The 23,668-nt window shown below is 38.1% G+C and carries 20 protein-coding genes; 16 read left to right on the forward strand and 4 right to left on the reverse strand.

Going from position 1 to position 23,668, the window contains the following annotated elements; genetic code table 11:
• Positions 1-121 precede the first annotated feature (121 nt).
• The gene (locus tag Gferi_RS15375; RefSeq protein WP_069977987.1) at positions 122-1,456 is read right to left on the reverse strand and encodes an aminotransferase class V-fold PLP-dependent enzyme; all 1,335 of its coding nucleotides are present in this window, start codon (positions 1,454-1,456) and stop codon (positions 122-124) included.
• A 149-nt stretch (positions 1,457-1,605) separates the two neighbouring features.
• Between Gferi_RS15375 and Gferi_RS15380 the strand changes: the two genes are divergently transcribed.
• From Gferi_RS15380 to Gferi_RS15405, 7 genes are all read left to right on the forward strand, one after another.
• Complete coding sequence (locus Gferi_RS15380) at positions 1,606-3,339, forward strand: ABC transporter ATP-binding protein (RefSeq protein ID WP_069977988.1); 1,734 nt, start codon at positions 1,606-1,608, stop codon at positions 3,337-3,339.
• A 500-nt stretch (positions 3,340-3,839) separates the two neighbouring features.
• Positions 3,840-4,055 carry a FeoA family protein gene (locus Gferi_RS15385; RefSeq protein ID WP_083273590.1) on the forward strand — a complete coding sequence of 72 codons (216 nt, stop codon included), beginning with the start codon at positions 3,840-3,842 and terminating at the stop codon, positions 4,053-4,055.
• 81 nt (positions 4,056-4,136) lie between these two features.
• Positions 4,137-4,367 (forward strand): FeoA family protein, encoded by a 231-nt coding sequence (locus Gferi_RS15390; protein WP_069977989.1) that lies wholly within the window; start codon positions 4,137-4,139, stop codon positions 4,365-4,367.
• Positions 4,368-4,386: 19 nt separating this feature from the next.
• The gene (gene feoB, locus Gferi_RS15395; RefSeq protein ID WP_069977990.1) at positions 4,387-6,444 is read left to right on the forward strand and encodes a ferrous iron transport protein B; all 2,058 of its coding nucleotides are present in this window, start codon (positions 4,387-4,389) and stop codon (positions 6,442-6,444) included.
• A gap of 60 nt (positions 6,445-6,504) precedes the next feature.
• Complete coding sequence (locus Gferi_RS27665; RefSeq protein ID WP_083273591.1) at positions 6,505-6,660, forward strand: FeoB-associated Cys-rich membrane protein; 156 nt, start codon at positions 6,505-6,507, stop codon at positions 6,658-6,660.
• A 489-nt stretch (positions 6,661-7,149) separates the two neighbouring features.
• The gene (locus Gferi_RS15400) at positions 7,150-7,539 is read left to right on the forward strand and encodes a transcriptional repressor (RefSeq protein ID WP_069977991.1); all 390 of its coding nucleotides are present in this window, start codon (positions 7,150-7,152) and stop codon (positions 7,537-7,539) included.
• Positions 7,540-7,598: 59 nt separating this feature from the next.
• A complete protein-coding gene (locus Gferi_RS15405) occupies positions 7,599-8,225 on the forward strand; it encodes an HD-GYP domain-containing protein (protein ID WP_069977993.1) in 627 nt (208 codons plus the stop codon).
• A gap of 177 nt (positions 8,226-8,402) precedes the next feature.
• On the opposite strand, the gene Gferi_RS15410 is transcribed toward Gferi_RS15405, so the two are convergent.
• Both Gferi_RS15410 and Gferi_RS15415 read right to left on the reverse strand, forming a co-directional pair.
• Positions 8,403-9,059, reverse strand: a complete 657-nt coding sequence (locus Gferi_RS15410; RefSeq protein ID WP_069977995.1) for a DUF1638 domain-containing protein — start codon at positions 9,057-9,059, stop codon at positions 8,403-8,405.
• Positions 9,060-9,082: 23 nt separating this feature from the next.
• Entirely contained in the window at positions 9,083-9,724 is a 642-nt protein-coding gene (locus Gferi_RS15415) for a TetR/AcrR family transcriptional regulator (RefSeq protein ID WP_069977997.1), read from the reverse strand.
• A gap of 160 nt (positions 9,725-9,884) precedes the next feature.
• Here Gferi_RS15415 and Gferi_RS15420 point away from each other — a divergent pair, with 160 nt between their 5' ends.
• From Gferi_RS15420 to Gferi_RS15440, 5 genes are all read left to right on the forward strand, one after another.
• Complete coding sequence (locus Gferi_RS15420) at positions 9,885-11,231, forward strand: MmgE/PrpD family protein (protein WP_069978003.1); 1,347 nt, start codon at positions 9,885-9,887, stop codon at positions 11,229-11,231.
• A 409-nt stretch (positions 11,232-11,640) separates the two neighbouring features.
• Positions 11,641-13,095 carry a trimethylamine methyltransferase family protein gene (locus tag Gferi_RS15425; RefSeq protein ID WP_236932608.1) on the forward strand — a complete coding sequence of 485 codons (1,455 nt, stop codon included), beginning with the start codon at positions 11,641-11,643 and terminating at the stop codon, positions 13,093-13,095.
• Between the two features lie 59 nt (positions 13,096-13,154).
• Positions 13,155-14,549 carry a trimethylamine methyltransferase family protein gene (locus Gferi_RS15430; protein ID WP_069978007.1) on the forward strand — a complete coding sequence of 465 codons (1,395 nt, stop codon included), beginning with the start codon at positions 13,155-13,157 and terminating at the stop codon, positions 14,547-14,549.
• 32 nt (positions 14,550-14,581) lie between these two features.
• A complete protein-coding gene (locus Gferi_RS15435) occupies positions 14,582-15,391 on the forward strand; it encodes a methyltetrahydrofolate cobalamin methyltransferase (RefSeq protein ID WP_069978008.1) in 810 nt (269 codons plus the stop codon).
• 77 nt (positions 15,392-15,468) lie between these two features.
• Positions 15,469-16,110, forward strand: a complete 642-nt coding sequence (locus Gferi_RS15440; protein ID WP_069978010.1) for a cobalamin B12-binding domain-containing protein — start codon at positions 15,469-15,471, stop codon at positions 16,108-16,110.
• 94 nt (positions 16,111-16,204) lie between these two features.
• On the opposite strand, the gene Gferi_RS15445 is transcribed toward Gferi_RS15440, so the two are convergent.
• Positions 16,205-17,992, reverse strand: a complete 1,788-nt coding sequence (locus Gferi_RS15445) for a sigma 54-interacting transcriptional regulator (RefSeq protein ID WP_069978011.1) — start codon at positions 17,990-17,992, stop codon at positions 16,205-16,207.
• A gap of 480 nt (positions 17,993-18,472) precedes the next feature.
• Between Gferi_RS15445 and Gferi_RS15450 the strand changes: the two genes are divergently transcribed.
• From Gferi_RS15450 to Gferi_RS15465, 4 genes are all read left to right on the forward strand, one after another.
• Positions 18,473-19,759 (forward strand): aconitase X, encoded by a 1,287-nt coding sequence (locus Gferi_RS15450; protein WP_069978013.1) that lies wholly within the window; start codon positions 18,473-18,475, stop codon positions 19,757-19,759.
• Complete coding sequence (locus Gferi_RS15455) at positions 19,752-20,171, forward strand: aconitase X swivel domain-containing protein (protein ID WP_069978016.1); 420 nt, start codon at positions 19,752-19,754, stop codon at positions 20,169-20,171. The genes Gferi_RS15450 and Gferi_RS15455 overlap by 8 nt, the downstream gene beginning before the upstream one ends.
• A 411-nt stretch (positions 20,172-20,582) precedes the next feature.
• Positions 20,583-21,803: an NAD/NADP-dependent octopine/nopaline dehydrogenase family protein gene (locus tag Gferi_RS15460; RefSeq protein ID WP_069978018.1), complete on the forward strand. Its 1,221-nt coding sequence runs from the start codon at positions 20,583-20,585 to the stop codon at positions 21,801-21,803.
• Positions 21,804-22,171: 368 nt separating this feature from the next.
• Positions 22,172-23,647 carry a sodium/glutamate symporter gene (locus Gferi_RS15465; protein WP_069978020.1) on the forward strand — a complete coding sequence of 492 codons (1,476 nt, stop codon included), beginning with the start codon at positions 22,172-22,174 and terminating at the stop codon, positions 23,645-23,647.
• Positions 23,648-23,668 lie beyond the last annotated feature (21 nt).

A 23,668-nucleotide genomic window follows, 5' to 3' on the forward strand; every position in this document is an offset into this window, starting at 1 on the left:
CCTCCCTTATGCATGGGTATATGCTTTCAATGCGTAATATTATTGTATCCCAAAAGAGGAATTTTATAAGAAAAGAAAGCAGGAAAAAACCCTTCCGCGGAAGGGTTTTGAAGAAAAAAAGTTAATGAATGGGAGGGGAGATGGCTTGATATTTATCTAAATAAGCTTTTTTATGAAGTACAATATGCTGCAATAAAGCAGCTAAGGTATCTATTTCCTCACGGGTATTATATAATCCAAAGCTGATTCTCACCAAACCAGGATGGGGAACATGAGGATCTTTGATCCGTTCGTGAATTTCTTCAGGAGGAATCTTTAACAGCCGCTGTACATAGGGCTGGGCGCAGAAACATCCGCTGCGTACAGCGATACCTCCTTCATAGGAGAGAATAGCTGCTGTGGTGCCGTGAGGCATTCCGGAAATATTAAAAGGAATAATAGCTACGCGGTTCTGATGTTCGTGGCTGCCGATAAGCTCGATATCGGGAATCCTTCGTAACTTTTCAAGTGCATAGTAAAGCAGAAAAGTTTCATATCGATCAATCTTATCCATTCCAAAACTGGATAAGGTCCGTATGGATTCCTTTAAGGCCATAACGCCCATTAAGTTAGGAGTGCCTGCTTCCTCTTTTTGTGGAGGCGGTGCCCAACGGACAAAGTCATGGGTTACAAGATCAACCGTGCCGCCTCCCTTGTAATCCGGACAGCTTTCTTCAAAGGCGGACTTAGGACCAATCAAGACGCCAATGCCAAAGGGAGCGTACATTTTATGAGCAGAGAAAACTAAAAAATCAATATGTTCGGGAGAACTTACAGGCTTCATATCAAAGGGAGTATGGGGAACCAACTGTGCACCGTCCACAAGAATCTTGGCGCCATAGTTATGGGTCATAGCAGCCACTTGATGTATGGGATTGCGATAGCCTGTTACATTAGAAGCCCCTGTCACGGTAACTAACTTGACACGACCTTGATATTGTTCCAACTTAGCCGCTAAATCGCGAAGAGACAATCTGCCCTGTTCGTCAATGTCAATATAATCTACCGTATATTTTTCCCGCCAAGGCAAATCATTGGAATGATGCTCCATGCAGGAGGATAAAACGACTCCATGATCTTGACTGTCGCATAGGCGATAGGCAAGCTTGTTGATGGCTTCCGTAGCATTTTTAACGAAAATAACGGTTTGTGATGAGCCGGTTGCCCGGACAAACTCCGCAATCTCTTCCCGGGCTTCCTCATAAAGCTTAGAAGAAAATTGCGACTTACATCCGGTACCCCTGTGTATGGAAGAATACCAGGGGGAGAAATTGACAATGGCCTGTATGACGGAGATAAAGGGCGGTGTAGTGGCAGCATTGTCAAAATTAATTGCTTTTGCGATCGTTCCGTTCATTAAAGGAATGGGTGTTTCTACACCGACAACATGATCTCTATAGCTGGGAACAGCTTTCATATCATTTCACCTACTCATTTTGTAGCGTTAATAATTATTTTATGCAGCAGCCGAAGATGTGTGATAGGAACAAAGAAAGATATGATATAATAATTTGAGGTAACTATTTAGAAGATCGAAACAAATGGGACTAAAAGGGGTAGAGAGATATGATTCGAAGATTTTCAAAGTATTATCGTGCACATATGCCTTTGTTTTTTTTGGATTTTGGCTGTGCATTTCTCATTGCAGGCTTAGACCTGGTTTTTCCCATGGCAGTGGGAAAACTGATCGATGATGTTTTACCGAACAAAAACCTGCGCGTAATGCTGATCATGGGTGCAGTACTGCTAATCTTGTATATACTGAGGTATGTTTTAAATTACGTAGTAGATTATTGGGGGCATGTATTGGGGGTGCGAATGGAATATGATATGCGAAAGGATCTGTTTAATCATATTCACAAGCTTTCCTTCACCTATTTTGATAACACAAAGACAGGACACATTATGTCAAGACTGGTCAATGACCTAAATGAGATATCAGAGTTGGCCCACCATGGCCCGGAGGATTTATTTATTGCTACAGTAACCCTGATGGGCGCTTTCATCATTTTGCTGACAGTTCACTGGCCCTTGGCACTGATAACCTTTACCATCGTGCCTATCATGCTCTGGTTTGCTATTTCGAAGAATAAACATATGCAAAACGCTTTTAAAGAAATGCGGCTAAAAGTAGCTGATATCAATGCCCAGGTAGAAGACAGCATCTCAGGAGTCAGAGTAGTAAAGTCCTTTACCAATGAATGGTATGAGGAAAAAAAGTTTGAAGTAGGCAATACCAACTTTAGAGTATCGAGAGAAAATGCTTTTAAAGTAATGGCACAGTTTTTTTCAGGCATCAACTTTTTTTCTAATCTCATTAGTTTAGTGGTAGTGATTTTTGGAGGAATATTTCTATACTATGATCAGTTAACGACTGGAGAACTGGTAGGGTTTCTATTATATGTCAACATGTTTTTACAGCCTATCCGGCGGATAACCACCTTGGTGGAAAACCTCCAGAAGGGAATGGCAGGGTTTAACCGCTTTACGGAAACATTAGATCTCCAACCGGATATCCAAGATGATAAGGATGCGATGACTGTAGGAAGGATCCAAGGGGATCTTCGCTTTGAGAATGTAACCTTTAGCTACAATAACAAAAAGGACGTACTGCATGATATCAGCCTGCAAATCAGAGCAGGGGAAACCGTAGCACTAGTAGGCCCATCCGGTGGTGGAAAGACCACGCTTTGCAGCCTGATACCAAGATTCTATGAGATCGATCAGGGGAGTATAAGAGTTGATGGCATAGATATCCGAAAGATCACCCAGAAATCTCTCCGAGAGAATATCGGGATTGTACAACAGGATGTATTCCTATTTTCCGGGACCATAAAAGAAAACATTGCCTATGGAAAAATAGGTACAAGTGATGAAGAAATCATAGCGGCAGCAAAGCTGGCCAATGCCCATGAATTTATCATGGGTTTGGAAAACGGATATGATACCTATATTGGTGAGCGTGGTGTCAAACTATCCGGAGGACAGAAACAACGAGTTTCCATTGCACGGATATTCTTGAAAAATCCACCGATTTTGATACTGGATGAAGCTACCTCTGCTTTGGATAATGAAACAGAGCAGGTAATTCAAGAATCCCTTTATCAGTTGTCAGAAAATCGGACTACGCTGATTATTGCCCATCGGTTGGCTACCATTCGAAAAGCGGATAGAATTATGGTATTGACGGATGAGGGGATTGTAGAAGAAGGCAGCCATGAGACATTATTAAATAACAATGGTATTTATGCCAGACTATATAAAGCACAATTTGATGGGTTTATCCCAGATGTAGCATAAACATCTATAAAGAGATGCGATATAGATGTGTGACTGGGAAATTTAATATTTCTCGGAACGGTGAGGGCGTCGATCCCTGCATTCCTGTTTTAGATTTACGTAGGGAACGGTGTTTCACCGTTCCGTTGAATATAAAACTTCTCAGTCACACTCCTATACGGGTTTACCCCTAAATCATTAGGAAAGACAAGCAATGAATTAAATTTCAGTATGATGGATTGGAAGGAAAAAATGTGCTTTTTTTCATGAAAATATTGACAGTTGTCAAAAAAACATGGTACAATAACAGCGAAGTTAGGGTCCGTATTTACTGTACATAATAAAAGGGAATTTTGATATTTTGTAGCACAGGTATGCCTTCTACAATAATCAGAATTTAATGATATGCGAATCCAAGGATCAAAATCATTACTGTTCGGAATTGTCAGGAATAGTATTTTTTTTAGGACATATGATGATAATGATTATCGTTATTAAAATAATTATAAGGAGTGAACATTATGCCCTTAACCATGTTGCCTGTAGGAAAGGAAGCCGTTGTGAACAGATGTGTAGCTAAGGAGACTACGAAAAAATTTCTTGAAGGATTGGGGATTTTGCCAGGGACAGCCATATCCGTATTAGCTGAAATAAATGGCGACTTGATTGTATGTATTAGAGGTTCAAGAGTGGCCTTAAACAAAGGAATTGCCCAACAACTTATGGTACAGGTATAGAGGGAAAAAAATTTTAAATCATTAATGATAATGAATATCGATATCAGATTAATACAGATATCAAATAAGGGGGAATGAATTGTGGTAGTTTCTTTAAAGGATTTAAAACCAAATGAAAGCGGAACCATTAAAAGCATTGGTGGGAGTGGACCCATTCGGAGAAGGCTCATGGATATGGGCATAACACCCGGTGCTAAGATCATTATGAAAAAGGTGGCACCGTTAGGAGATCCCATTGAAGTAAACATAAGGGGCTATGAATTGAGCATTAGAAAAGCTGAAGCCGATCAGGTTACAGTAGAGAAGATATAGAAAATAAGGGGGGCAAAAAATGGCTTATCGTTTTGCATTAGCAGGAAACCCGAATAGCGGGAAAACAACGCTTTTTAACAATTTAACCGGAAGTAATGCACACGTAGGAAACTGGCCCGGTGTTACAGTAGAGAGAAAAGAAGGAAAGTGTAAAAAATCTAAGGAAGAGATTCATATTATTGACTTGCCCGGAATTTATTCACTTTCACCCTATACGCCGGAAGAAGTGATTGCCCGGGATTATCTTTCACAAGAGGCACCGGACTTAATCATCAATATCGTAGATGCAACAAATATTGAAAGAAATCTTTACTTGACAACACAATTGATTGAGCTGGAAATACCAATGGTGATTGCTTTAAACATGATGGATGAAGTAAACAAACATGGAGATGTTATTGATGCAGCAGGATTGGAAAAAGAATTAGGGGTACCGGTAGTGCCCATCACTGCGGTAAAAGGACATGGAATTAAAGAACTTGTGGAGAAAGCAATAGAATCTGCAAAAAATCCTAAGCCTCTGGGCAAGACTGCTCTAGAGAAGACACAACTGGGAGCTGCGATTGAAAGTGTTCGTGAAATCCTAAAAAAAGCCGGATACGGCAACACCCTTTATTACGCAGTAAAATTGCTGGAAAAGGACAGTATTATTGAGGAAAAATTGAAAATAGACCCGGCATTGTTTAAATCCATTGATGAAATGGCTGCAGCAAGTGAAGGCAAAGGTGAAGAAGAAATAGAAACCATGATTGCTGATTTAAGGTATAAATATATCAGTGAAATTACTTCAAAATATATTAAAAAGGGAAGAGTGCAAGGCGAACTTTCTTTTTCCGATAAAATTGACAATATCGTCACGAGCCGAATACTAGGATTACCTATTTTCTTTTTAGTTATGTATGCTATTTTCCAAATTGCCTTAGGACCTATCGGTACAGCGATTGCAGATCCCTTTGCAGAATTTACCGGAGAGGTGATACCGGAAGCAGTGGCAGGCTTTCTGGAAAGCATTGGGGTATCAGATATCCTAATGAGTCTTGTAGTTGATGGAATATTTGCAGGCTTGGGAGCACTGCTGGGCTTTCTGCCTTTAATACTATTATTGTTTTTATGTCTTTCAGTATTGGAAGACAGCGGTTATATGGCAAGAGTGGCCTTTGTAATGGATAGGGTATTCAGACCCTTTGGGCTTTCAGGAAAGGCTTTTGTGCCCCTGCTGATGGGTTATGGTTGTGCAATTCCTGCGATTATGGGTACAAGAACCTTAGAAGATGAAAAAAGCAGAAGACTGACGATCACATTGATGCCCTTTATGTCTTGTGGAGCAAGAATACCGGTATATGCTGTATTTGCAGGAGCTTTCTTTGCATCAAACCAAGGAACGATCGTATTTAGTATCTATGCCTTGGGTGTGGTGGTTGCCATGCTGTCCTGCATCCTTTTAAACCGAACTGTATTTAAGGGAGAGGCGCCTCCTTTCGTGATGGAGCTTCCGCCTTACCGGATTCCCAGCATAAAATCTGTTCTTATACATACATGGGATAAGGCAAAGGGTTATGTTGTAAAAGTTGGTACAGTTTTACTTTCCATGATGGTGGTTATTTGGTTCTGTCAAACCTTCGACTTCTCTTTCCGGATGGTTGAGGATTCTGCAGAAAGTATTTTTGGTGTAATTGGCGGATGGCTTGCACCTCTGTTTACACTAAACGGTTTTGGCGTGATTAAAGGAACGTCAGAGATTCATTGGCAAATCGGAGCGGCCTTGCTTACTGGTTTAGTGGCGAAAGAAGCTGTTGTAGGTACATTGGGTATTCTGTATATCGGCCAAGAGTTGGAAGAATTGACAAGTGCTTTAGGAACCGCCCTAGAGGCGCATTTTACTCCACTGGCCGCCTATTCACTAATGGTATTTGTTCTGCTGTATGCCCCTTGCTTTGCAGCAATTGCAACAGCCAAAAAGGAATTGGATTCATGGAAATGGACTTTGTTTACTGTTGCCTATCAATGCGGGATCGCTTGGTTTGTATCCATGCTGGTATATCAAATAGGAAGTTTATTAGGTATTGGATTGGCATAGGTTGATGAATGAAAAAAATCTCTATACGTTCTCAACCCATGAAGAAAGGAAGGGAAAAAAATGGCTGATTTTATTGTTGGCGGATTGATCGCTGCTATTGTAGCTTTTAGTATCTATCGCTATATTAAGAGACAGAAATCAGGAGGAGGCTGCGACAGCTGCGGCGATTCCTGTAGTGTATCTGATCAATGTGAAAGCCATCAATCACATAAATGACACTTCTGATGAAAAGGCAGACTGCCCCGGAAATAACCTTTGGGGCGGCCTTTTGCCTGCATGTCTATGGAAATAAACATTTAAAAGGACCTATATAGGTCCTTTTAAATATAAAGAAAACTTTGGGGTATCAATGGTTTAGGGCTACGCAGATCGGATTTGATTTTTGCCGGAGGATTTTGCTTCATAGAGAAGTCTGTCTACCGAATCTAAAAACGCATGCTGTTGACAAGAGGGACTGCAATAGGAGCTGTTTCTAACACCGCCGCTTATAGTCCACCCTAAATTACAATACTCATTATTTGAACACCTATGTAAAATTCATAAATCACTCGTGTACGAAAATGGTGGATATGTGACATAAGATAAAATATTCCCCCCTTTTTGAAAATGATAATTAATATCATTACATCTTTGCCTTCGAAAGGTGTCAATAAATATTGGACCCGGTAAACAACCAAATCCTAGTGGATAAAGGAGCAAATTACAATGAAGTTAAGTGCTAAAACTTCGAGGATATCGAGATATGAAGAGATCATATATCAACTTTTTAAGGAAAAGGCAGGTGAAGAACTTAGTGTGTATGATGTTCTATCTGCTATCAATATAGACAAACAGATTATTGCATTAAGAACCGTCTATAGAATGATTGAGCAACTGCAATTAAAAAGAAAGATTTACTGTAGTAGTTTAAAAGATGGAACGCGATATTTTATGTTAACCAACTATTATTATATTGAAATGACCTGTCGCATATGCGGTTGGAAACGTAAAACAATTTCAGAAGTTCATTGCACATACACAGGTAAACCTTTGATGAATTTTTATGTCGTAGGAGGACAGATTGATTGTTCTGGTCTCTGTCAAAAATGCAGTTAATTGTTAGGGTACACGCTAGAATAGGATAAAATCATTTTTTATAAAGGGGACGGAATTGAATGAAATGCATTGCAAAAGAAATCTATCATGATGTAATTGAATGCCTTGTTGGAGCACTGGAAGCAAAAGATTTATATGTGAGCGGCCATTCTAATAGAGTTGCAGATATGTCCTATGACCTGGCTAGAAAGATTGGGATACAGGGGAAAGAGCTGGAAGATATTCATATAGCAGCGCATCTGCATGACATTGGAAAGATAGGTGTTCCAGATCATATCTTAAATAAAACTGAAAAATTAACGATGGACGAATGGTTATGCATTAAGAAGCATCCAGAAATGGGATATAATATCCTAAATCGCTCAGACAGTCTAAAGGACATAGCCAATATTGTTTTATACCACCACGAACGCTGGGACGGGAAAGGATATTGCAAAGGACTTACCGGAGAACATATACCTTTGGGATCGAGGGTTATTGCAATCTGTGATGCCATAGATGCGATGACTTCCAGCAGATCCTACAGAAGTGCTTTTTCATGGGAAAAATGCAAGCAGGAAGTTGAAATAAATAAAGGATTGCAATTTGATCCATACTTAGTAGAAGAAATAGGGAATCTATGGGATTCCTGGGAACGGTTATCAAAACGCACGAATAAGAATTTAATGGATCATTTGAATATATGATCTTAATTGCCCTATGTCAGATGGTAATAGTCCTGATAGGCTAGATGTATTGTTGACACAGCGTAAAAACTCCCGACGGGAGTTTTTTATTAATGGTCCTATAAGCAGAAGCGTTAATAGAAGGGTATGAATATTTAAAACGGGTATATTGCTGATACCACTTTCTATTGAACCTATTCAAAATGTAATAAATCTTAAATTTAATGGGACGGAAGAACCTTTCTCAATTTTTACAAACCGCTCATCGATGACTCCTCTTAACAAGTCTTCCAGAAGCTTTAGAGATCCCGTTGTTTTTACGAATGCAAGCCCAAACTTTTCAGCTTTAAAAGCACATCGTTTTTCTGTGATTTCTTTATCCTCATCAACAGTTTCTATGTAACACAAATATTTATAATTAGTATACATAGCCCTAACAATTCTTAAAGCTCTGGCTTCTCCGTACTTTTCTTTCATTCGATCATATTCAAACCCTAAATCCTCTTTTCCTAATAACCAACCTTTTGAGGAAAAATATGTATCTCTTCTCATGTTGGGGAAGTCTTTGTTGTAATACAATAGTGTATGAATACAGTCATCGGTTTTAGGAAATACGATAGCAGCGGTTGTAGCCTTTAGTCCCAGTATACTGTTTCCGCAATTTCCATACGTTAAATAGATTGTTTCGATATTTTCAAGAGAATCAATGGCAGCCTGTAATTGATCATGCAAATCAGAAGGTGTATTATGGAGTTGCTCCTCTAGATATATGCATTTGTAATCATAGTTAAAGCGTTTCAACAGTGCATCAATTTCAGGTTTGAATACTTTACAAGAAATAATCGCTTTTGACATTTTAATCCTCCTCACCTGCAGGACTATGGTTTAATTAAATGAATATGCTGTATAGGGATCGTTTCAAGGAGCCTTTCTGCATTTTCTATTTCCTTCATGAGGGATTCTTTATCTAGACCGAGATTTGTCCAACGGGTAATGTCTGTAAGATCTCTTATTTTTTTATCTGTAAGATCAAGATTCCCGTTGTGCTTGGCTTCATACAGTCCCCGCCAAACATAATCACTCATTAAAACGGCAGTTTTTACATCCGTATAGTTTACATTGAGTTTTAATTCTTTTGTGATGGAGTAGGTTTCGATTAGAAAAGGACGATGAATCTGTTCCTCCTCCCAAGTGGCAATATAGCATTCCAGGTCAATCGGGTCTTGGCTGATCTCCCTAAAAATAAAACGGATGAGTAAAAGATTGTAAAGCAAGTAATTGTCTCTATAAGGAAAATACTTTGAAATTGCACGGATGCAGCGACGCATGTGGTCGTTTATTAGAAACTGACCGATACCATATTTACCGTTTTTAAAATAATAATATATCAAAGAGTGATTGATATTTACCTCTTTGCATATTTGACGGACAGATGTTTTTTTAAAGCCCTGCTCGTAAAAAAGATCCCTTGCAACTGCAATGAGCCTGTCTCTAGTTTCTTTACTTTTTTTATATGCCATAACGATACCTCCAAATTGATGATTCTATTATAGCATATCTAATCTAAAATAATATATATTATACAGTATAAAATTAATTGACAACAAAAAAATTGTACAGTATAATTTAAAAAATTATATTTATACAGTATAAAATTAATGAAAAGGAGTGAAACAAAAAATGTACAGGACGGTCGAGGCGTATATACTGAACGAAGCATGGGAGAAGCTTTCTAAAAAGGTACAGGAACAGGCAATTAAATGTATGATCGATCTTATTGGAGCTGTATCTGTAGGCTATAAGACATCTTCATCTCTAAGAATGACAAACAGTGCGAAGCGGTTGTTTTCAGGCGATGAAGCCACGTTATTAGTGACGGGGGAAAAAAGCAGCATAACGGGGGCAGCCCTTGCCAATGGCATGGTCGCCAATGCGCTGGATATTGATGATGGCTACAGTATGCTAAAGGGACATCCCGGGTGCGGTATTTTTTCAGGACTTCTTGCAGCAGGAGAATATAAAAAAATCAGTTATAAAGAATTCTTAACAGCTTTGATTGTAGCATATGAAACCTCCATTCGTCATGGATTGGCACTTCATGATTTCTATAATTATTATCACGGGTCAGGATCATGGGCGGCCTTTGGTATGGCAGCCGGTATGGCGAGAATATTAGAAATGCCCGAGGAGCAGATCCGGGAAGCTCTAGGAATTGCTGATTTTAATGCCCCATTAACTCCCGTGATGCGGTCGGTAGAAACGCCTGCAATGGGAAAAGACGGAGTTTATGGAGGAAGTTTGATTGGTGCGGCAGCAGTTATTATGGCGCAAGAAGGAACTACAGCCAGGCGTTATATTCTTCACGAAGAAAAATATGCTGAGTATATTCATAGCCTGGGAGAGGATTATAAATTTTTAGATCTCTACTTTAAATTTTTCACATGTTGTCGGTGGGCTCACGGACCAATTTGCGGAAGTATTGAACTTATGAAAAAGAATCAAATAGATTACAGAGATATTAGTAACGTTAATGTTTTGACCTTTAAAGCTGCAGAGGCATTATATAAAGGAAAACCGACAGATACAGAGGAAGCCCAATATAATGTTGCTTATCCAATTGCAGCAGCGATCGTCTATGGAGAAGTAGGCCCTGCCCAAGTTTTAGATGATAAAATAGTTGACCCTAAAATTTTAGATATGATGGACAAAATGAAGTTTATTATTGATGATGCGTTTGAAAAAGCATTCCCTGCAAAGCGTTTATGTGAAGTAGAAATTATATTGAAGGACGGCTCAGTTTATAAATCCGGTTTATGCCAGCCTATTGGAGAACCGAAAGACAATATTTCAATCGATGATATCATTGTGAAATTTAATAAATTAACAGAGTCTGTCTATTCAGAAAGCAGCCAGGAAAAGTTATTAGATATTTTAAAGAATCCGGATACCGATGTGAGAATGGATGAAATCATTCAAATGATGATCCATTTTAGAAAACCGGAAGAAAAAGAGATTATAATCCATTAAACTTACATTTTGTCAATTACATAAAAAAGCCAAGCAATTTTAAAAAGATGATTTCTATAAAAAATAGGAATCATCTTTTAATTTAAATCCTATGCATATCGATAAATTTTATATAGTTACATAAAATTATACAGTATAAAATAAAAAAATTATACTGTTCAAAATTGATTGACAATTAAAATTTTATACAGTATAATTTATTCAAAACAGGATACTATGTGAAGGCAAACCAGCATACAACGGCTTTAACTTCCTAGGTAGGCTTAAACAAAATAAACTTTAAATCCAATATATAGAGAGAAGGGTTCGCGGGTATTGAAAAAGTTTTGATGGGTGTCTTAGCATAAGGGGGGACCTTCTCTGTGGCCTCGGAGGGCTCCTGTGCTGTTTCTCAGATAAAGGAGGGAAAATGAAGAAAATGAAAAATTATGAAAGGTTTATTTCAAAAGAATCGATTGAAAAAATTCATGAAAAAACACTTTATATTTTAGAAAATGTAGGCATTCAAATAGAACATGCCGAAGCCTGTGAGTTATTTAAAAAGCACGGCGCCAATGTAGAGGGCCATACTGTCAAAATCCCTGAAAAAATGGTTGTTGATGCACTGAAACTTGCGAAGCCTAAATTCGATCTTTATTCTTCAAAACTCGAAGAAGCCATTCCCGTTGGCGGCGGAAGTGCTCTTGTTGGACCGGCATCCAGCAATATTTATATGAACGAAGATGGAAAAATCCGTAAAATGACAGACGAGGATGTTATCAATCAATTTAAGCTGTCAGATACGAGTGCCGTTATTTCTTTAAGCAATATGAATTTTCTCGTGGATAGAAGTAATTTAAGCAGCGATCAGAAAATGTTCGGAAATTTGGCCACGCAATTGAAATATAGTAATAAGTGCACAGCCTTGGCGAGACCGGATATGTTTAATGTGAATGAATCAGAAATCTATAAAGAGTATACGAAAGGTCTTAAAATTATTAAGTCTTTTGAGGGTGTTGAAGAATCAAATAAAATTGTACATATTGGCATTATGAGCACATTGACACCATTGGCGATTCATGGGGGACAAATTGAAATGGCACTAGCCATTTGCAAAGAAAATCAAGCCCTATGGCTTACTCCCTGTGCCATGCCGTTGTTGACGGCTCCCGGATCATTGGCAGGAATGATTGCTGTGACCAATGCAGAAGTGTTGGCAGGCTATATACTATGCAAATTAGTAAACCCTGAGGTTCCTTTTATTTATGGAAACACATCTGGTTCAACAGATATGCGGACACTTCAGTTAACGATTGGAACGCCTGAAACGGCCCTTGTTTGCTACGCAACAGCCGGTTTGGCAGATCTATACAATTTGCCGTTTAGAGCGGGTGGGGGATTAAGCGATGCCAAAGATTTTGATATTCAGGCAGGAATTGAATCGAATATGATGATCCAGGCCTCACTGGATTGTGGTGCAGATTTTATTCACCACGGATGTGGAACGATTGGGACTTTTAATATTGTAAGCTTTGAAAAGTTCTTATTAGATGAAGAAATTTATATGATGAATAAACGCATTTACAGAGGAATTGACTGCGAGGATCAAAATTTTTCAATGACAGAAATTGAAAAGGTGGGGCCGCGGGGAAGCTTTTTGAAGGGACGGACGCCAAAAAGCTATCGCCAAGATTTCTATCTTTCCGCTTACTTGAATAAAGATGACCCAAATCAATGGCAAAGCAATGGTTCCAGGTCAGTAAGAGATGCGGCAAAAGAAGGAGTGAAAAAGAGGTTGGAAAGCTATTGCCCACCTGAAATTTCCGCAGAACAGGAAAAATTACTGAGCCGCTATTTACCGGAGAAATACAAGAACAAGATCTAAGAATCAAGTTCTTTATATTGAGTTCAAAAATAACAGAATTAAAAAGGGGGAGAGAAAGTATGAAAATTAATGTAACATTTGCGGATCAAGAGAGTATTGAAAAGATTCATGAAAAGTCCTTGTACTTGTTAGAAAACATCGGTGTTGCCATGCAGAGTGCAGAGGCTTGTGAAATTTTCAAAAACCATGGAGCTAAAGTTGAAGGAGAAAAGGTCTTTATTCCAAGAAGAATGGTAGAAGATGCACTAAAAGCCTGCCCAAGTCAATTTGAATGGTATGGCCGGGGTAATTCGGTGACTGTTGGGGGTGGAAAAAGTCTGGTATTTCCATCTTATGGTCCAAACTATGTTATTGAAAACAACGTGATGAGAAAACCTGACATTAATGATTTTAAGAACTTTCACAGACTTCATGAAACCAGTGATGTTTTAGATGGGGGTACACCTTATATTTTAGAACCATGGGAAGTGCCGGCTGATATTCGCAGCAATTACCGTATAGCCACAACTTTAAAATATCATACAAAGCCAGTTATGGGTATGACCGCCGGAAGGGAATCATCCAGAGATTCAATTCAAATGGCAAAAGAATTTTATGGAGTGAATGACAAGGTTGTTTTGGTTGGATTAATCAATGCAATTGATCCCCTAAGATATGCAACGGATATGGTTGAAGCTTTAATTGAGTATGCCAAGGAGAATCAGGGTATTCTGCTAACGGCCGGAGGGATTCTTGGACTGAGTACCCCATCCAGTTTACTTGGTGCATTTACTGTTAATAATGCCGCAACATTAGCAGGGATTGTTCTAATCCAGTTAATTAATCCCGGAAATCCGGTGATTTATGGGTGTCAGGGAAGCAGCTCTAACTTAAAAGAAATTACGAAAGTTTACGGTAATTTTGCAACAGCAAAATCTATTTATCTGACCAAGGCCATTGCAAATTATTATGGGCTTCCAAGCCGTTCAGGCGGTAGTGTTAACGATGCGAAGCAAGTAGACTATCAGGCTGGAGCGGAGACCTATTCCAATTTATTTGCCTCACTTGCTTCAGGCAGTGACTTCTTTATTATGGGTGCAGGGATTTTGGATACAATCAATGCTGTTGGAACAGAAAAATTCATTCTTGATGAGTTGTTAATTAAAGGAATCCTGAATCAGTTAAGTGATATGCCGGTAGATGAAGACAGCTTCCTGATGAAAGATATTGAAAAGGTTGGTCCTGGGGGAAACTTTATCAATTTAAGAACATCTAAATATTATCGAAAAGAATTCTTCATTAATCCTGCATTCAACAATTGCAATACAAACAACTGGGTTGAAAGTGGATCGCCAACAGTCATGGAAAAGGCTCATAAAATCTATCTTGAAAGATTGGAAAAATGTATTGATCCCGAGAATACAGCAGAGCAGGAAAAACTATTAGATAAATTTATTCCAGCAGCATTTAGATAGAGCGCATACAAATCGTAAAGGTGGGAATTTAAATGATTGTGATCGGTGAGAAGATCAATGGAACCATTCCAAGTGTAAAAAAAGCCATCGAAGCCAAGGACGGGGAATTTATCCGCAATCTGGCCATCAAACAGGTGGAGGCAGGTGCAGACTATATCGATGTCTGTGCAAGTACGGCACCTGAATTTGAGGTGGAGACTTTAAAATGGCTGATGGACATTGTTCAGGATACAGTGGATAAGCCGGTATGCATTGACAGCCCAAATGCTAGAACCATTGAAGCTGTATTCAAGTATGCCCAAAAACCAGGCATTATTAACTCTGTATCTGAAGAGGGCGATAAATGTGAAGTAATTTATCCGTTGATTCAGGGGACACAGTGGCAGGTAATCGGTTTAACCTGTGATAATAACGGCATCCCCTGCGACGTAAAGACCAGGGTAGATATTACGAAAATATTGGTAGAGAAGGCGCAAAAATATGATATCACACCAGACAGAATACATATCGATCCACTTGTAATGGCCCTTTCAACAGACAATACATCTTTGATGAACTTTGTAGAGACTACCAGGACGATCAAAACACTGTATCCTACGATTAAAGTTACTTCAGGTTTAAGTAATATTTCTTTCAGCATGCCTTTAAGGAAAGTTGTAAATCAAGGTTTCTTAACCATTGCTGCCTTTGTGGGGATGGATTCTGCGATTATGGACCCAAGCAATAGAGACATGCTGGCAACACTTCTTGCAACGGAAGCCCTTTTAGGAAGGGACAAGTACTGTAGAAAATATTCCACTGCATACAGAAAGAATAAAATTGGACCTATAAAAGAGGAATAAATTTCTAATAAATCATGTCTTAAGATGTTTAGCAGATGATAAGGAAAAAATTATTTAAATAAGGGGGATATATGTTCATGATGGATTTAAGTGTTTTAACACGGGCAGTAGGAGACCTTGATGAAGAGGCAGTATTAGATATGTTAAATGATTTTGTAGCCACAAAGCCGGGTGAAGAGGAAGCGCAGAAGGTAGTCGGCGCATGTCAACAGGGAATGGCCTTAGTAGGAGATTTCTTTGACAAAGGGGAGTACTTTGTGGGAGATTTGATCTTTGCAGGGGAATTACTTACAAGTGCGATTAATGTATTAAAGCCTGTTATCGGAAGAGGAAGTGGCGCAAAGGTAGGAAAGATCGTTTTAGGCACAGTAGAAGGAGATTTACACGACATTGGGAAGCATATATTTAAAAGTATGGCAGATGCAGCTGGTTTTGAAGTATATGATCTAGGTATTGACGTACCTGCAAGTGCTTTTGTAGAAAAGGTAAAAGAGATAAAGCCGCAGATCGTAGGAATGAGCGGCGTTCTTACCCTTGCCCTGGATGCTATGAAAGTTACAGTAGCAGAGTTGAATAATGCAGGACTAAGAAACGATGTAAAAGTTATTATTGGTGGAAATCCGGTGACAAAAGAAGCATGTGAGCAGATTGGCGCAGATGCTTTCACAACCAATGCCGCAGAAGGCGTAAAGATCTGCCAAAGTTGGAGTAAGCAATAAGATATGAAAAGAACACCCCAAAAGTAAATCTTTACTGAAGGGGTGTTCTGCTTTTTTGTAATGGAAAGTAGTATTTAATGCTTGAATAAGCTGTTTACTGCTTAATTTGATACTTGGCAATTCTACGATATAAAGTAGAACGGCTGATGCCAAGTTTTTTTGCAGCTTTAATGATGCCTTTATCGTTATAGCCGTATAAATTCAAGGCATTAATAATATTCGCTTTTTCAGAAGCTTCAAGTGCAATAATATTTGTTTTTTGTTTGGTATTAGAACTAACTTTTTTGTAACTTCTCAAATTAGCCGGTAAATTATTAACCTTGATATATTCGGAGGTTTCCATATTGATGGCATATTCCACTGAGTTTTGGAGTTCTCTTACATTTCCACTCCAATCATATTCTAAAAACAAGGCTTCTGCTTCTTTGCTTAATCCCAAAATGTTTTTATTAAATTTTTTATTAAACTTTTCGATAAAGAAGTTTGCCAGGACTAAGGGATCTCTGCCTCTTTCCCTAAGGGGGGGAATAAATAATCCTACGACATTTAACCGGTGGAACAGATCCTCTCTAAACTCTTTCCTTTTAACCATTTCATAAAGATCAATATTTGTTGCTGAAACGATTCTTACGTCAACGGCAATGCACTCATTACTGCCAATCCTTTCAATTTCCTTTCTTTCGATAAAACGCAATAGTTTTTGTTGAAGATATAATGGCATTGACTCTACTTCATCAAGAAATATAGTGCCTTTATCTGCCAAATAAAATTTTCCGTGTTTTCCTTTTGTGAGAGCACCTGTGAAAGTACCTTTCTCATATCCAAATAATTCGCTCTCAATAAGAGTCTCAGGAATAGCGGCGCAATTTATTGCAATAAAAGGTTCTGATGATCTTGGACTTTCATTATGTATAGCTCTTGCGAAGAGTTCTTTTCCCGTACCGGTTTCTCCACATAAAAGGACTGTTGAATCATTAAGGGAAATTTTTTTTATCTTCTTTTTAAATTCGATTAGGGCGCTATCTTCGCCGATGATATCGTCTAAAGTAATGCAGTTACTTTTTGCGGAAATTTGATAAAGGATATTGTTAAAGGCTTTGGGATCTTCAAAAATATATATGATCGCCTCTATATTTCCGTCTAAAAATATAGAGGTAGCAGTGTAGAGAAAAAATTTTCTTTGACCATTTACATTTCTGGATATTTCATTATACTTAGGGTTTTCTAAGTTTCCTATAGTACCATCAACAGGCAGATCCGGGAATATTTCTTTTACATGTGTATCTAGTAACTCTGAATCTTCAAGAGACAGCATTTTCTTCATATAATCATTGGTCTTTATTACCTTATAGTCAAGCGTAGTAATGAGAATGCCTTTATTGATTTTATTGTAAATATTGTCAAGAAAAGCGGTATTCTTTTTTAATTCTCTGATCATTTTATTTTCAGATAGTTTAGCGCTAAGAAGATGGGAAATTCTGATTAAAAAATCAAGTATATTTTGTTCATTGTTAGCCATAAAAGCCCGTTGATCTTCCGTAATGGCATTTATAGATATTACGCCTGCAATGGTATCTCCATTATAGATGGTTGTAGCTACAACATTTTTATATATGCAGGTTTTTTGGTATCTGTCGCAACCGACACATATATGATCATTTTGCGGATTTGTCAAAATAAAATATTTTTGTCTGTGCTGAAACATTTCCCTGTTTATAATACCGGATTCGATTATTTTATTATTGAGCATGCTTTCAAGCATCCCAGTGGCAACAATAATCGTTTTATTGGAATCTACAACCATTACATCGATTTTAAATGCTGCCCGTGTAGCTTCAGCAAGTTCCTTAACAGAATCAATTATGTTATTAATTGTTATCATTAAGAATACCTCCAGCGTAGGTATAATGAAAAAAGCAAGATAATTACTCATTTAAGCGGTATTATATCTATAGATGTGTGACTGAGAAAGCTTACTTATCCATCCAAGACCGTAGGGGCAGGCCTTGTGTCTGCCCGCTGCATTTTCGGGAGGACCACAGCTCCTCTCCTACCAGGATCAAGGACTTAAATCGGGTTGAATATTAAACTTCTTTTGGGGTAAAAGGCACTGGATGATACCGTTTTCACAAAGGTTAAGCTGCTGAATCAAAAAAGAGTAAAGCCATGTAATAATTATATAATACAATGGATGATTTTTCAGTGCAATATAAATATTTTAAATATTATGAAAAACGATTGCCGTGTTTTTGCTAAGATGATATAATGATCTTGAAATTTTATACAGGTTAAAATCTAAAAAAATATTATATCTGTGTAAAAAAACAATTACTTATATCTTATTGCCTGGGGGTGTGTACTATTGGTAAAGTTAACAGACTATGAACAGAGAATGCTTAATGGGGAAATGGGGGAGTTTAAACAGAAGGCATTGGAGTTTATCGTGAAATATGCCAATGTTTTAGGCGCGGAGGAGTTATGTGAAGTAACAAGAGCTACATTATTTATTGGAGCACAGCATTACTTAGATTGTTTTGAAACCGGTGATTATGATGAAATTTTTTCAAAATTTTACTTTAGTAGTGATAAGAAAGTAAAAATAGAACAATTCTCGGAGAACTGTATTTGTCAGACCTGTGCAGCAGCATGTGATTTGCATGATTATAAGACTACCCACCTATCCAAAGAATTTTTCGATAAAAACAATAGATTTCTGCAAATAACAAAAGAAGTTGGCGTCAACATTGTAAATTCTTGTACCCCTTATTATATAGGATGGATACCTCTTATGGGAGAACACTTTGTAACTACAGAGTCTAGTAATGTGGTAATGAGCAATTCAGTTTTTGGTGCCTACGGTAACGCTGATGGAATTGAGGCATCCGTATGTTCAGCTATAACTGGCAGAACACCTCTATGGGGAAATCACGTAAAAGAAAATAGATACGGTACAGTTGTTTTTAATATTCAGTGTAATGCAGATACGGTTTATGACTGGGATATTATTGGATATACCATAGGCAGGGTTTTACCGCCGCATGAAAAACCCATTATCAATGGAAACTTTAAAAGACCGGATATAGATAAATTAAGGCAGTGTTTTTCAACCCTCGCGACTACTAGTGCAGCTGAAATTTGCCATGTAGTTGGCATCACACCGGAAGCTCCAACCTTAGAGAGTGCCTTAGGAGGAAAAGTACCTATAAAAATCGTTGATATTACGGAGAAGGAGTATAAAACGTCAGTAAAAATGATCTGCGATCCTGGAAGTGGAGAAATAGACTATGTTAGCATAGGATGTCCCCATTTATCCTTAAATGAACTAAGGGACATTGCATTGTATATGGAAAATAAAAAGGTAAAAGAAAATGTTGAATTACTAATATGGACAGACTATGCGATCAAAGAAATGGCAAATGTGAATGGCTATACAAAGGTGATAGAAGATACAGGGGGATATGTTTTAACAAGCAGTTGTCCGGTAGTAATGAGAGAAGAGAGTCATAAACATGCAAAAGCAATGGTGATTAATGGAGCAAAGCAAGCCCATGCAATAAAGCCTCAGACTAGAGCGAAAGTCTATTTTGGTGATATCTATAAATGCATAGACGCTGCAATAAGCGGTAGATGGGAGGGGGAACATGAATAAGATCATTATAAAAGGAAGACCAACAATGGGAGGTATTGCAGAAGGAGCGGCAATGGTATGTCCAGATAGTATTTCAGGAAATTCAGGAGGATTGGGAGATTTAAATGGAGTTGTTGCAGAAAGAGGCAACGCCGCAAAAGGTCAATCTATAAAAGACAAAATTTTAGTATTACCTTGTTCAAAAGGATCCACTGGATTTTCAGCTCATTGTAAATCAGCGCAGCTTATGGGTATGGGTCCCAAAGGCTGGATCCTAACAAAAATAGATTCAAGGCTTGGAGTGGCTGTTGCATCACTGAATATTCCTGCCGTATCTGATTTTGAAGAAGTAGACCCTGTTGAAATCATTAAAGACGGAGACTGGGTAAAAGTTAATGGGAATACAGGAATTATAGAAATTACGAGAAAATAGCTGTTCGTAAAAATACTTTTAAAGGCAATGGTAACATTGCCTTTACTTGTAAAGTGGTACTATTTTAAAGAGATACTTTTAAAAAATTATTGTGTCAAAGTGAGATAAAAATAATATTGACACAATTAATATGTGGATAGCCAAAGGCCAGATATTAGAACACTTCTACGAAATTATTGTGTCAAGATGACATAGATGTCAAATATGATAGATAGGATTATGATCTGAGATAAAAAAATGTAAATCAATTTAGAATGTTTAATATACAGCTTTTAACGTAAAATCAAGGATTATAAGATTTTAAAAGTATTAAATATTAAGCCGCTTAAATTTGGAATGGTTTTTGCTTATTAAAAGATATGAGTAAAAATTAAACTGTATAAAATCATATCTTGAGATGGAGGAATCTAAATGAGCAAAATGGATTATTTAAAAGAGAAGCCTATTGCAGTATTGGGGGGTGGAGCAGTAGGTAAGACCTGTGCAGCTGATTGTGCATTGGCAGGACAAGAGGTAAGGCTTTTTGATATGCTTCCTTTCGCAGAAACAACCTTACGCAATGTTGAAAGAACCGGTATAGAGATTGATGGTATCCAGAGGAACTTCTACAACTTTAAAAGATCCGGAGTAGCAAAACTTGCAATGATTACAACGGATATTCAGAAAGCTGTAGAGGGAGCAGGAATGATCATTATTGCAATGCCGGCAATCGGACATGAAGTATTATTTAGACAAGTAATACCTTATCTTGAGGATGGGCAAGTCATACATATTTTTACGGATAACTACGGCACATTGCTGCTTAGAAAATTAATGAGAGAAATGAACTGTACTAAAAAGATAATCGTAGGCGGTTGGTCTAGTTCTCCTTTCGGTACAAGAGTTGAAACTGCAGGAGGATTCATTTTTCCGAAGTGTGGTATCAAATACAGAGCCATATCTTTAAGAGGTGCAACCATGCCTATGACCGATATCGATGATTTTATGGAAACGGTTAAGTTCCTAGGGTGTATGGATGCTGTAACCTATGGAAATGGTCCTGTAAAGGCTAAGACAGTGCTTGATATCGGTTTTAGCAATATTAATCCTGTTATCCACGTACCTGCAACACTGCTAGGGGTCTCGACGATGGAGAATTGGGGGAAAATTTTTGGTGATTTTGATAAGACGGGCTATTCAATGTATGCTCATGCTTTATGTCCTTCTATATGTGAAGTTCAATACAAATTCTATCATGAGGAGATTAATCTTGCAGATGCTATTGGTGTAGATCTTGACAGATACGATAAAGAAGATTTCTTTTCAAGAAGGAGTGTACTTTCAATAGAATACATGGGTAAAGGGAATATGCATTTGCCCCTAGACGAGCCTACGACTGAGGCAAATACAGGACCAAATAGTATTTATCATAGATATGTAACGGAAGATGTCCCGGTAGGATGTAAAGTATATCATGAACTCGGGGTTAAGTACGGTGTAAAAACTCCAATTATCGACTCTATGATTACGATTGCATCTGCAATGCTTGGTAAAGACTACTTCAGTGAAGGATACACACTTGAATATATAGGCATAGACAATATGAGCAAGGAAGAATTGCTGGCATATCTGAATGAGGGAACTTACAAATAATAGAGGATACTAAAATCAGCATATTGATGTTCAAAAATAATGTTATAATTATGAAAATCTCAATATGCTGATAGCATAAAAATGGTTCAGTTACAATTCATACAGCGTAAAGCTCATACTGAATTCAGCTTCATTTTATTATTCTGAGAAAAAATTATGATGAATCATACAGCGCGTAATGACTAACTGCAGAATAAAGGAGGTGACCACATGACCATTACAAGTGTTAATGGATTCACTTGAAAAGAATGAATGATGATTATATAAAGATCATTCATTCAAGAAAGACATCTGCGCAGCACTTGTAGAGCACTATGCTACTTTCAGTACATCTTCGGAAAATTTTATACATGGAAAGGTGGTCAACTATGAGTATCTTGTATACAAATTTAGGCGCATTAAATATGCTTGCTAAGGCGGCAGATCCTCCTCCTTTTGGACCATATAATATGTTAATGGATTTTGCACTGATGTCTGTATTACTGTTCATTGCACAATTTATGAGAGCGAAAATAAAGCTGGTTCAAAATCTATACCTACCTTCTTCTCTCTTGGCAGGCTTTATGGGGTTATTTCTCAGCAGTCAGTTCCTAGGATGGCTCCCTTTTACCAATAACATTGGAAGCTATCCATATATGTTAGTTGTTGTACTCTTTGCTTCCTTATATATCGGTAATTCAGAAAAACAGTCCTTTAAGAAGGTTATCAATGAGGTGGGTGACACCTTTACATTGAATATGGCAGTTGAGTTTGGACAGTTTGGTCTTGCAATTCTTTTTGGAGGCTTTATATTAACGAAATTATTCCCCGATGTTCATCAAGCCTTCGCCCTTATGCTGCCGGCGGGATTTGTAGGCGGACATGGCTATGCAGCAGCTATTGGAGGTACCCTGAAGGATATGGCTGGATGGGAAGAAGCTGTAATCATTGGGCAAACCTTTGCAACGATTGGTCTTTTAACAGGAATTTTGGGAGGACTCGTGCTGATAAATATTGCAACCCGTGCGAAGGCCACCCGTTTTATCAAGACTATGGCGCAGCTGCCGCAAAGCATGCAAACTGGCTTAGTACCAAAAGAAGAGCAAATTTCTCTAGGAAATCAAACTGTAAGTCCAATGGCAATCGATCCATTGACTTGGCATCTACTTCTCGTATTAATTGCTTCAGCTGGAGGGTACTATTCCTTTGAAGCTTTCAAAGTTATTGCACCGAAAATCAGCTTGCCGATGATGTGTTTATCCATGTTGGCAGGGGTGTTATTGCAGTTGATCCTTAATGCATTAGGTTTGGGACAATATGTAGATAAGCGAGTGATTACAAGAATCGGAAGTTCCGTAACAGACTACCTGGTAGCCTTTGGAGTAGCTTCTATCAGGATATCTGTAGTGATGCAGTATGCCATGCCGATTTTGATCATGGTTTTAGGTGGAGTCTTTTTCTGTGTATTCTATGTATTTGTTATTGGAAGAAAACTGTTTCATAACTTCTGGTTTGAAAGATCCATATTCATTTACGGCTGGGCATCCGGTGTTGTAGCTATGGGTGTTACACTGCTTAGAATTGTCGACCCTGAATTTAGAAGTAAAACCTTAGAGGATTATGGAATGGCCTATGTATTCATTTCGGTTATAGAGGTATTCATTGTATCCATGGTGCCTGTGTTTGTAGCAAAAGGGCAGATGTTCTCTACCGGTGCTGTTCTCACTTTGATCTTCTTAGGTCTTGTAGGATTAACCATTCTGAAATATGGTGTACATAAAGGAAAGATGGATGAATTGAGAGAAGGCGAAGCAGAGATTATCGAGCAATACAATAGAGATCGCGAAGCAAGACAACAAGCATAGCATTCCTCTTTTCATGGCGGA

Source organism: Geosporobacter ferrireducens (genome assembly GCF_001750685.1).
In the GTDB taxonomy this organism is placed as follows: Bacteria; Bacillota; Clostridia; order Peptostreptococcales; family Thermotaleaceae; genus Geosporobacter; species Geosporobacter ferrireducens.